Annotated in this window: 12 protein-coding genes; 7 read left to right on the top strand and 5 right to left on the bottom strand. The window is 68.1% G+C overall.

Features of this window, described 5'->3' with window-relative positions; translation table 11 throughout:
- Positions 1-39: 39 nt before the first annotated feature.
- Positions 40-1197, bottom strand: a complete 1158-nt coding sequence (gene prpC / locus AC5P6H_RS17745) for a bifunctional 2-methylcitrate synthase/citrate synthase (RefSeq protein WP_005418357.1) — start codon at positions 1195-1197, stop codon at positions 40-42.
- 35 nt (positions 1198-1232) lie between these two features.
- A complete protein-coding gene (prpB, locus tag AC5P6H_RS17750; protein WP_005418360.1) occupies positions 1233-2126 on the bottom strand; it encodes a methylisocitrate lyase in 894 nt (297 codons plus the stop codon).
- A 153-nt stretch (positions 2127-2279) separates the two neighbouring features.
- Between prpB and prpR the strand changes: the two genes are divergently transcribed.
- Positions 2280-3863: a propionate catabolism operon regulatory protein PrpR gene (prpR, locus tag AC5P6H_RS17755; protein ID WP_049441273.1), complete on the top strand. Its 1584-nt coding sequence runs from the start codon at positions 2280-2282 to the stop codon at positions 3861-3863.
- A 74-nt stretch (positions 3864-3937) separates the two neighbouring features.
- On the opposite strand, the gene AC5P6H_RS17760 is transcribed toward prpR, so the two are convergent.
- Together AC5P6H_RS17760 and pdxH are read right to left on the bottom strand one after the other, a co-directional pair.
- Entirely contained in the window at positions 3938-4390 is a 453-nt protein-coding gene (locus AC5P6H_RS17760) for a DoxX family protein (protein WP_032957082.1), read from the bottom strand.
- Between the two features lie 187 nt (positions 4391-4577).
- On the bottom strand, positions 4578-5177 hold the full coding sequence (gene pdxH, locus AC5P6H_RS17765) for a pyridoxamine 5'-phosphate oxidase (protein ID WP_049441282.1): 600 nt from the start codon (positions 5175-5177) through the stop codon (positions 4578-4580).
- A 40-nt stretch (positions 5178-5217) separates the two neighbouring features.
- Here pdxH and AC5P6H_RS17770 point away from each other — a divergent pair, with 40 nt between their 5' ends.
- Positions 5218-6045 (top strand): kinase, encoded by an 828-nt coding sequence (locus tag AC5P6H_RS17770; RefSeq protein WP_495202932.1) that lies wholly within the window; start codon positions 5218-5220, stop codon positions 6043-6045.
- Between the two features lie 6 nt (positions 6046-6051).
- Here the strand turns inward: AC5P6H_RS17770 and AC5P6H_RS17775 are convergent, their stop codons facing one another.
- The gene (locus tag AC5P6H_RS17775) at positions 6052-6255 is read right to left on the bottom strand and encodes a dodecin family protein (protein WP_005410663.1); all 204 of its coding nucleotides are present in this window, start codon (positions 6253-6255) and stop codon (positions 6052-6054) included.
- 98 nt (positions 6256-6353) lie between these two features.
- Between AC5P6H_RS17775 and AC5P6H_RS17780 the strand changes: the two genes are divergently transcribed.
- From AC5P6H_RS17780 to mdtD, 5 genes are all read left to right on the top strand, one after another.
- Positions 6354-6896, top strand: coding sequence for a shikimate kinase (locus tag AC5P6H_RS17780; protein WP_014648049.1), 543 nt, complete (start codon positions 6354-6356; stop codon positions 6894-6896).
- Entirely contained in the window at positions 6893-8005 is a 1113-nt protein-coding gene (gene aroB, locus AC5P6H_RS17785) for a 3-dehydroquinate synthase (protein ID WP_032957074.1), read from the top strand. The genes AC5P6H_RS17780 and aroB overlap by 4 nt, the downstream gene beginning before the upstream one ends.
- 51 nt (positions 8006-8056) lie before the next feature.
- Positions 8057-8296, top strand: a complete 240-nt coding sequence (locus AC5P6H_RS17790; protein ID WP_014648051.1) for a WGR domain-containing protein — start codon at positions 8057-8059, stop codon at positions 8294-8296.
- A gap of 25 nt (positions 8297-8321) precedes the next feature.
- On the top strand, positions 8322-9404 hold the full coding sequence (gene hemE / locus AC5P6H_RS17795) for a uroporphyrinogen decarboxylase (RefSeq protein WP_049441290.1): 1083 nt from the start codon (positions 8322-8324) through the stop codon (positions 9402-9404).
- 92 nt (positions 9405-9496) lie between these two features.
- On the top strand, positions 9497-10906 hold the full coding sequence (gene mdtD, locus AC5P6H_RS17800) for a multidrug transporter subunit MdtD (protein ID WP_014648053.1): 1410 nt from the start codon (positions 9497-9499) through the stop codon (positions 10904-10906).
- The last annotated feature ends 308 nt before the right edge of the window (positions 10907-11214 follow it).

Here is an 11214-nt window from a genome sequence, read left to right on the forward strand (position 1 = left end):
GGCCGGCATGCGGCCGGCCGGATGGGTACAGCAGGGGGATCAGACGCGCTTGTCGATGGCGACGAAGTCGCGGTCTTCCGGACCGATGTAATTGGCGCTCGGGCGGATGATCTTGCCGTCGATGCGCTGCTCGATGATGTGCGCGCTCCAGCCGGCGGTGCGCGCGATCACGAACAGCGGGGTGAACATCGCGGTCGGCACGCCCATCATGTGGTAGCTGACCGCACTGAACCAGTCCAGGTTCGGGAACATCTTCTTGATGTCCCACATCACCGACTCCAGGCGCTCGGCGATGTCGTACATCTTCATGCTCGACTGTTCCTCGGACAGCTCGCGGGCCACGTCCTTGATCACCTTGTTGCGCGGATCGGAGACGGTATAGACCGGGTGGCCGAAACCGATCACCACTTCCTTGCGCTCGACGCGCGCCTTGATGTCCTCCTCGGCCTCATCCGGGTTGTCGTAGCGCTTCTGCACTTCGAACGCCACTTCGTTGGCGCCGCCATGCTTCGGGCCACGCAGCGCACCGATGCCACCGCAGATCGCGCTGTACATGTCGCTGCCGGTACCGGCGATGACACGGCAGGTGAAGGTCGAGGCGTTGAACTCGTGCTCGGCGTACAGGATCAGCGAGGTGTGCATCGCCTTCACCCACGAATCCTGCGGCTTTTCGCCATGCAGCAGGTGCAGGAAGTGGCCGCCGATCGAATCATCGTCGGTTTCCACATCGATGGCGCGGCCGTTGTGGCTCCAGTGGTACCAGTACAGCAGCATCGAACCGAGGCAGGCCATCAGCTTGTCGGCGATGTCGCGCGCGCCCGGGTGGTTGTGGTCGTCCTTCTCCGGTGCCACGCAGCCGAGCACGGACACGCCGGTGCGCATCACGTCCATCGGGTGCGCCGACGGCGGCAGCTCTTCCAGCGCGGCCTTCACCGCGGCGGGGATCCCACGCAGCGACTTCAGCTTGGCCTTGTACGAAACCAGCTCGGCGCGGGTCGGCAGCTTGCCGTGCACCAGCAGGTAGGCGATTTCCTCGAACTCGCTGGTGTTGGCCAGGTCCAGGATGTCATAGCCGCGGTAGTGCAGGTCGTTGCCGCTGCGGCCCACGCTGCACAGCGCGGTGTTGCCGGCCGCGGTGCCGGACAGGGCGACGGACTTCTTCGGCTTGAAGGTCGGGGTTGCGGTCGTATCGTTCATGTTTCCCTCCGAAACTTGATGGTGCAGGGTACTGCTTATTTCTTGGCAGCGAACAGCGCATCGAGCTGCTGCTCGAAGGCGTGATAGCCGATGCGGTCGTAGAGTTCCTCGCGGGTCTGCATGGTTTCCACCACGTTGCGCTGGTGGCCATCGCGGCGCACCGCCTGGTAGACGTTCTCGGCGGCCTTGTTGGCGGCACGGAACGCCGACAGCGGGAACAGCTGGATGGCGACGCCGGCCGAGGCCAGTTCATCGCGGCTGAACAGCGGGGTGGCGCCGAATTCGGTGATGTTGGCCAGCACCGGCACCTTCACCGCGTCGACGAAGCGGCGGTAGGTATCCAGATCGTAGGCGGCCTCGGCGAAGATGCCGTCGGCACCGGCCTCGACACAGGCGATGGCGCGCTCGATCGCCTTGTCCACGCCGTCCACCTGGATGGCGTCGGTGCGCGCGATCAGGAAGAAGTCCGGATCGGTCTTGGCATCGGCAGCGGCCTTCACACGGTCGACCATTTCACCCTGCGAGACGATCTCCTTGCCCGGACGATGGCCGCAGCGCTTGGCGCCGACCTGGTCTTCGATGTGGCAGGCGGCCGCGCCGGCCTTGATCAGCGACTTCACGGTGCGCGCGATGTTGAACGCGCTCGGGCCGAAGCCGGTGTCGATGTCGACCATCAAGGGCAGGTCGCAGACATCGGTGATGCGGCGCACGTCCACCAGCACGTCTTCCAGGGTGTTGATGCCCAGGTCCGGCAGGCCCAGCGAGCCTGCGGCAACGCCGCCGCCGGACAGGTAAATGGCACGGAAGCCGGCGCGCTTGGCCAGCAGGGCGTGGTTGGCGTTGATCGCACCGATCACCTGCAGCGGCGATTCGGCAGCCAGCGCCTCACGGAAGCGGGCACCGGCGGAGAAAGGGGCAGAAGCGGTCATGCGGCAATCCAGGTTGAAGTACGGGAAAGGAAGCGCAAGCACCATGCCAAGCTGCAAGCGGTTGATTTCACGGGAATGACCGGCATGCAACAGTGGAACATATGAAACATTGAAACGGATGTATCATGAAACATCCTCCCCGAAACGGCTGCCATGTATCTGCCCCGCTCCCCCCTGCGCCATGCCGATGCCGACCCGGGCCGTCCGGTGATCTGGACGGTCAGCGTCTCGCGGCTGACCGGCCTGCTCGGCGACGTGATCCCCGAGTTCGACCGCCGCGCGCGTATCGAACAGATCAACCTCGGCTTCGAGGAAGCGGTGGAGGTGATCGGCCAACGCCTGCGTCGCGAGCACTGCGACGTGGTCATCGCCGGCGGCTCCAACGCGGCCTGGCTGCGCGGCCGGCTGGAGCTGCCGCTGGTGCCGATCCAGGCCAACGGCTTCGACCTGATGGAAGCGCTGGCCCGGGCACGGCGTATCGCCAGCCGCATCGGCCTGGTCACCCACGCCAGCGACGTACCGGTGTTCAGCAACTTCCAGCAGAGCTTCGGCCTGGATATCGAGCATCGCCGCTTCGTCACCCGCGAGGACGCCCGCGACTGCATCGCCGACCTGCGCGCCAACGGCATCGAGGTGATCGTCGGCACCGGCATGGCCATCGACCATGCCGAGCAGGCCGGCCTGCCCGGGGTGCTGCTGTATTCGGCCGACTCGGTGCGGCAGGCGTTCGAACATGCGCTGGAACTGACCCAGACCCTGGCACGTTCCGGCAGCAACCGCGCTGCACCGCGCCGGCGCCCGGCAGCGCGTGCCGATGCGCATGAACTGCTCGGCGACAGCGACGCGATGGCGCAGGTGCGCGCGCAGATCGCGCTGTATGCCCCACATGACAGCACCGTGCTGGTCAGCGGCGAAACCGGCACCGGCAAGGAACTGGTGGCGCGCCAGCTGCACGCCGCAAGCGGGCGCCGTGGCCGCTTCGTCGCGCTGAACTGCGGCGCGATCAGCGAATCGCTGCTGGAAGCGGAGCTGTTCGGCTACAGCGATGGCGCCTTCACCGGCGCACGGCGTGGCGGCCGCGTTGGCCTGGTGGAAGCTGCAGATGGCGGCACCCTGTTCCTGGACGAAATCGGCGAACTGCCGCTGCCGCTGCAGACCCGCCTGCTGCGGGTGCTGGAGGAACGTGAAGTGCTGCGCGTGGGTGCCACCGAACCGACGCCGGTGGACCTGCGCGTGGTCGCCGCCACCCTGCAGTCGCTGGAGCAGCGCGCGGCGACCGGCAGCTTCCGCCGCGACCTGTATTACCGCCTGGCCGCGCTGCGGATTGCCCTGCCCTCGCTGCGCGCCCGACGCGGTGACATCCCGTTGCTGGCGCAGCATTTCTTCCGCCAGCTGCGTGGCATCGACGCGCCATTGGATGAGGCGGCGCTGGCGGTGCTGTGCGCGGCCGAGTGGCCGGGAAACGTGCGCGAGCTGCGCAATCTGGTCGATCGCCTGCGCATCCACTGGCAGCCCGGTGAAGGGCTGATCGATACGGCGCGGCTGCTGCAGCTGGCACCCGAGCTGGTGCATGAAGGTGTCGCGGCGTTGCCGCTGGAAAGCAACGGCAGGCGCCCACCGCGGGCCAAGCTGGAAGCACTGTTGCGGGAACACCGGCATGATCGCGAGGGCATGGCGCAGGCGCTGGGCGTGTCACGCACCACGCTGTGGCGCTGGCTGCGCGCGGAGGACCTGTAAAGCCGAGCCCATGCCCGGCTGATGTTCCCGCGTAAGCAGCCGAGCATGGGCTCGGCTCTACAGGGTGCCTGTCGTCAGCGCGCTTCGATGGCGAACCGTCCACTACCCACTGCGGCAATCCACAGCAGCAGTACGCCCAGCGGCACTTCGCTCAGGTAGAAGAACCAGCTCAGCCAATCCAGCACGCCAAGCCCTGCAGGAATGCGCGCGATGCCATCGGTCAGCGCAGCCACTACGCAGATCGCCGCCAGCAGCAGGGCTGAGGGGCGGCTCAAAAGGCCCAGCACCAGCAGACCACCCGCAATCCACTCGATCGCACCGAGTACCGGCGCACTGAACACCGGGAATGGGATACCGGCATCGACCAGCGTATGCACCATGCGCTCGCGCCCGGCATCGGTGAACACCTTGTTCCAGCCGGAAACACAGAACATCACACCGGCGACGATGCGGGCGAGCAGCAACAACAACGCTTCCACGCCGCGGCGTGGTGGCGGCACGGCAAACAGGCAACGCCAGGAGGGCATGGCAACTCCGCAGATCGAGGGCATCGCAGCGAGTGTGCCCGTCGCCGACCTGCTCGTGCATGAAGCGGACCAGTCCGTTCGCGACAAACGCAGGTTTCTGTAGAGCCGAGCCCATGCTCGGCTGCTCCTGCGAGAACATCAGCCGAGCATGGGCTCGGCTCTACAGCAGCCCCGGCACCACCCCGCCTTACGGGTACAGCAGGCGCTTGCTCCAGCGCCCTTCGGCGCCGGCTTCATAGCACCAGCGCTCGTGCAGGCGGAACTGCGCGCCAAACCAGAACTCGATGCGGTCAGGCACCACGCGCAGGCCGCTCCAGCCCTCCGGGCGCGGCACGTCCTTGCCCTCGAAGCGGGCTTCGACCTCGGCCACGCGCGCATCGAATTCCTCGCGCGTTGCCAGCGTCTTCGACTGCTGCGAGGCCCACGCGCCGATCTGGCTCATCCGCGGGCGGCTGGCGAAATAGGCGTCGGCTTCGGCATCGGCGACCTGCTCGACACGGCCTTCGATGCGCACCTGGATGCCGGCCTCGCGCAGGCTGCGCCACAGGAACAGCAGCGCGGCCTGCGGATTGGCCTGCAGCTCCTGGCCCTTGTGGCTGTCCAGGTGGGTGTAGAACACAAAGCCGCGCTCATCGAACGCCTTCAGCAGCACGGTGCGCGCCGAGGGGCGACCCTGCGTATCGGCGGTGGCCACGGTCATCGCGTTCGGCTCGACCTCGCGGCTCTGTTTGGCCTCGTCGAACAGGCCGGCAAACGTGGACAGGGCTTCGGCGTACAGGTCGCTCATGATTGCGTTCTTCTCACACGGATTGGGCTATTGTGGCTGCATGGCCGCTGCTGCGTATATGCCCCAGGTGAAAGGATTCCCCGAATCATTGGCCGAACAGGCGCTGGATGATGCGCTGGGCAGCGGCGCAGCGGTTCCAGTATTGGCGATCAGCGGCCTGCAGGGGAGCGGCAAATCGACGCTGGCGGCGCAGGTGGTGGCCCGTGCCCGGGCACGCGGCCTGAACGCCGCCACGCTGTCGATCGATGATGTCTACCTGACCCGCGCACAGCGCCAACGGCTGGCCCGCCAGGTGCACCCACTGCTGATCACCCGTGGCCCACCCGGCACCCACGACCTGCCGCTGGCCCATGCGGTATTGAACGCCGTGGCCGCACGCCAGCCCTTCGCAATGCCGCGCTTCGACAAGCTGGCCGACGAGCGCCTGCCCGAAGCACAATGGCCGCAGCTGCAGCAACCGCTGGACCTGCTGGTATTCGAAGGCTGGTTCCTGGGCACGCCCGCGCAGGATGACGACGCGCTGGACAGCCCGTTGAACGCACTGGAACGCGAAGCCGACGCCGATGGCCGCTGGCGGCGCTGGTGCAACCAGGCGCTGGCCCGCGACTACCCGGCGTTGTGGCAGCGCTGCGACCGCCTGTGGTTCCTGCAGCCGCCGGATTTCTCGGTGGTACCACGCTGGCGCTGGCAGCAGGAGCAGAACCTGCAGGCCGCGCAGCCGGGCCGGCACGGCATGAGCCGGCCACAGCTGGACCGCTTCGTGCAGTACTACGAGCGGGTCAGCCGGCAGGCATTGAGCGCCCTGCCCGCCCTGGCCGACCACGTGGTGGTGCTGGACGGCCAGCGACAGGTGCAGGACGTGCGCTGAACGCGCCTATTCCACCAGGAAAGTCACCCGCAGGTTGACCCGCCATTCGGTGATCTCGCCGCTGCCATTGGTGACCACCTTGGTCTCGTTCACCCAGGCGCCCTGGATGCCCTTGACCGTCTCGGAGACCTTCTTCAGCCCGCTGCGCACGGCGTCTTCCACGCTTTTCGGCGAGGACGCAGTGATTTCGATGACCTTGGCGACCGTCATGGCCTGTACTCCGTCTGGCGCGGGAGACCCCGCAGGAACGCCCACCCTGACGTGAAGAACGTAAAGGCCAGGGCACGGAGGTGTTAGCATCAGAAGGCATGAATCCTGCTCCGAACCTGATCCTGATCGGCCCGATGGGCGCCGGCAAAACCTGCATCGGCCGCCGCCTGGCCGAGCGTTTCACGCTGGACTTCGTCGATGTCGACCAGGCCATCGTCGATGCCGCCGGCGCCAGCATTCCGACCATCTTCGAGCACTCCGGCGAAGCCGGCTTCCGCAGCCATGAACGCCAGGCGCTTGCGCGGGTACTGGAAGGCCGTGGCCAGCTGGTCTCCACCGGTGGCGGCGCCGTGCTGGATCCGGACAATCGTGCACTGATCGCCCGGCGCGGCTTCGTGGTCTATCTTCGGGTCAGCGTGGCCGAACAGCTCGAGCGCCTGGCCCGCGACAAGGGCCGGCCGCTGCTGCAGCGCCCGGACCGCGAGCAGGTGCTGCACGATCTGGCCGCACACCGCGACCCGCTGTACCGCGAACTGGCCGACCTCACCCTCGACACCGACCCGTATACCGCTGCCGATGCGACCGCCCAACTGGTGGTCAAGCTGGCCACGCAATGGCAGCGCCAGGACCTGACCGCATGACCTCCCCCGCCCTGCTGCAGGTCGCCGTTGGCGGCGACCGCCCCTACTCCATCACCATCGGCGCCGGTGCCCAGGCCGATGGCACCGCGCTGGCCTCGCACGTGCGCGGCCGTCATGTGCTGCTGCTCAGCGACAGTGAAGTCGCCCCGCGCTATCTGGCGCCGGTGAAGCAGACGCTGCTGGCCGCTCGCCCCGACCTGGTCATCGGCGAGCACGTGCTGGCCGCGGGCGAAGCCTCCAAGACGCTGGCCGAGTTCGGCCGCGCGATCGAAGCGCTGGCCGCGCTCGGCGCCACCCGCGACGCCTGCGTCTTCGCCCTCGGCGGCGGCGTGGTCGGTGATCTCGCCGGTTTCGCTGCCGCCTGCTGGATGCGCGGCGTGGACTGCGTGCAGCTGCCGACCACCCTGCTGGCAATGGTCGATTCGTCGGTGGGCGGCAAGACCGCAGTCGACATTCCGGCCGGCAAGAACCTGGTCGGTGCCTTCCATCCGCCGCGTGCGGTCATCGCCGATACCCGCGTGCTGGCCACCCTGCCGCCACGCGAGCTGCGTGCCGGCCTGGCCGAAGTGGTGAAGTACGGCGCGCTGGGTGATGCCGTGTTCTTCGAGTGGCTGCAGCAGCATGCCGATGCGCTGCTGGCCGGCGAGGATGCGGTGCTGGCCGAGGCCATCGCGCGCAGCTGCCGGCACAAGGCCGCCATCGTCGAGCGCGACCCGTTCGAGAAGGGCGAGCGTGCCCTGCTCAACCTCGGCCACACCTTCGGCCACGCCATCGAGACCGAACAGGGCTATTCGGCCCCGGGCCGCGATGCGCTGAACCACGGCGAGGCGGTGGCGGTGGGCATGGTGCTGGCGGCGAAGCTGTCCACCGACCTGGGCCTGGCCGACGATGCCGACCGCGCGCGCCTGCAGGCCCTGCTGGAACGCCTCGGCCTGCCGGTGGCGATCCCGGCCGGGCTGGAGCCGCAGGCCCTGCTCGGCCGCATGCGCCTGGACAAGAAGAACGTGGCCGGCCGCCTGCGCCTGGTGTTGTGGCGCGGGATGGGCCGTGCCGAAGTGGTGCCGGACGTGGATGAGGCGGCGGTGCTGAAGGTGCTGTCGGTCCGGTAGTGCCGGCCGCGTTGCGGCCGGGGTCACCCTGGCCCCGCTACAATCGGCGCCATGCACGTTTACCTGCAACATCCCGACGCCGGTGCGCAGGCACCGCGCTTCCTGCGCCTGAGCCTGCTGCCGGACCTGTTCGGCGGCTGGGAGCTGCTGCGCGAGAGCGGCCGTGTCGGCAGCCGCTCGCAGCTGCGGCGCGAGCTGTTCCTGCAGGCCGACGACGCCCGCCACGCCTTCGAGAAGGCCCGTGATGCCGAACTGCATCGCGGCTTCCAGATCCTTTCGCACGGCGACTGACGCCGCTGCTCCTCCCGTCCAAGGAATGCCCATCGTGACCAGCCCTCTCCGCAACGATCGCCTGCTGCGCGCCCTGCGCCGCGAACCGGTGGACTGCACCCCCGTCTGGCTGATGCGCCAGGCCGGCCGCTACCTGCCGGAATACCGCGCGACCCGGGCCAAGGCCGGCAGCTTCCTGGCCATGGCCAAGACCCCGGAGATCGCCTGCGAAGTCACCCTGCAGCCGCTGCGCCGCTTCCCGCTGGATGCGGCCATCCTGTTCTCGGACATCCTCACCATTCCCGATGCGATGGGCCTGGAGCTGTACTTCGTCGAAGGCGAAGGCCCGAAGTTCCGGCACCCGGTGCGTGACGAAGCGGCCATCGCCAAGCTGGCGGTGCCGGACATGGAACAGGACCTGGGCTACGTGATGGACGCGGTGCGCCTGATCCGCCGCGAGCTGGACGGCCAGGTACCGCTGATCGGCTTCTCCGGCAGCCCGTGGACACTGGCCTGCTACATGGTGGAAGGCGGTGGCAGCAAGGATTTCGCGCGCATCAAGGCGATGGCGCTGAACCATCCGCAGGCGCTGCACCGCCTGCTGGAGGTCACCACCGAGGCGGTGATCGCCTACCTCGGCGCGCAGCGCGCTGCCGGTGCGCAGGCGCTGCAGGTGTTCGACACCTGGGGTGGCGTGCTGTCGCCGGCGATGTACCGCGAGTTCTCGCTGCGCTACCTGCAGCGCATTGCCGAGGGGCTGGAGCGCGGCGAAGGCAGCGAGCGCACGCCGCTGATCCTGTTCGGCAAGGGCACCGGCCTGCACCTGGAAGCGCTGTCGCAGACCGGCGCCGATGCACTGGGCCTGGACTGGACGCTGGACCTGGACGAGGCGATGCGCCGCACCGGTGGCCGCGTTGCCCTGCAGGGCAACCTCGACCCGACCACGCTGTACGCCTCGCCGGATGCGATCGCCGCGGCCGCCGCGCGCGTGCTCGACACCTATGCCGCCGGCAACGGCGGCTCGCGCGAGGGCCATGTGTTCAACCTCGGCCATGGCATGTCGCCGGACATGGACCCGGCGCATGTACAGGTGCTGGTCGACGCAGTGCACGCGCACAGCCAACGCTGAGCATTCCGCATGCAGGTACGGCGCGACCTTGATCGCGCCGTGACCCGCAGTGCGCGATCATGGCGGCCCCCACGCTGCACCGGCCGCACCCCATGTCCACATCGCCATCGACCTACAACCGCCAGCGTCCCCTGCTGTGGCTGGTGTCCCTGGCGATCTTCATGCAGATGCTGGACTCGACCATCGTCAACACGGCGTTGCCGGCGATGGCGGCCAGCCTGGGCGAGAGCCCGCTGCAGATGCAGTCAGTGGTGTTCAGCTATGCGCTGGCGGTAGCCACCTTCATTCCCGCCTCGGGCTGGATCGCCGACCGCTACGGCACCCGGCGCACCTTCCTGGTGGCGATCATCCTGTTCACCCTCGGCTCGCTGGCCTGCGCGCTGGCCCAGCACCTGCACCAGCTGGTCGGTGCGCGCGTGCTGCAGGGCATCGGCGGTGCGATGCTGCTGCCGGTCGGCCGGCTGGCGGTGATGCGCTCGGTGCCCCGCGAGGATTTCCTGCGCGCGATGAGCTTCATCGCCATCCCCGCGCTGGTCGGCCCGCTGATCGGCCCCACGCTGGGCGGCTGGCTGGTCGAGATCGCCTCATGGCACTGGGTGTTCCTGATCAACCTGCCGATCGGCGTGATCGGTTTCATCGCCGCGATGAAGATCATGCCCGACCATTACGCCAGCCACCGCACCCGCTTCGACCTGCGCGGCTACGTCATGCTGGCCTTCGCGATGGTGGTGCTGTCGCTGGCACTGGACGGCATCTCCGGCCTGGGTACGCCACACGCACTGGTGATGCTGATGACCGTGGCTGGCCTGGCCGCGCTGGTGGGCTACTGGCTGCACGCCGCCAACTCGACCGCACCGTTGTTCTCGCTGGCCCTGTTCCGCGTGCCCAGCTACCGCATCGGCATTCTCGGCAACCTGTTCTCGCGCATCGGCAGCAGCGCGATGCCGATGCTGATCCCGCTGCTGCTGCAGGTCGGCCTCGGCCTAGGCCCGATGCATGCCGGCCTGATGATGGTGCCGGTAGCGGCCGCCGGCATGGTCTCCAAGCAGCTGGCGGTGAGGCTGGTCGAGCGCTTCGGTTACCGCCGCGTGCTGATGGTCAACACCGTGCTGGTCGGCCTGGCGATGGCCAGCTTCATCCTGATGACACCCGGCCAGCACCTGGCCTGGCGCCTGCTGCAGCTGGCGTTCTTCGGCGCGGTCAATTCGCTGCAGTTCACCGTGATGAACACCGTGACCCTGCGCGATCTGGACCGTGAGTTCGCCAGTTCCGGCAACAGCCTGCTGTCGATGGTGATGATGCTGGCCGCCGGTTTCGGCGCCGCAGCCGCCGGCAGCCTGCTGGCCGCGTTCGGCAACCACCTGGACAGCAACAGCGCCACCGCCGCGCTGCATGCCACGTTCCTGTGCGTGGGCGCGATCACGCTGACCTCGACGATGATCTTCTGGCAGCTGCCCGACACCAAGCCCGAACCGCGGCAGGTCGAGCACGTCGCGGAGTGAAGGGGGTTCGGCAGGGCCTGCGGCCCTGCACCTGCAGAGGCCGAAGCCGAAGCAACAGCAACAGCAACAGCAACAGCAACAGCAACAGCGAGCATTCCGCGGGTTGGCGGGGCGGTGCGGGCTTGCAGGACACGCCGTAAATCCCGCTCCGCGGTCCGGCCCAGCCGCCGGCGGCTGCGCGTTCGGGCGCTTGCGAAGCAGTGCTTCGCAAGCAAAGCGCCCTCACCCATGGGGACTCGATGGCGCCATCCATGGCGCCAACGGTCCTGCAAGCCCACACCGCCCCACCTCTGACAGGTTCACGCGGC

The organism is Stenotrophomonas sp. YJH_SMC_110 (assembly GCF_059369255.1).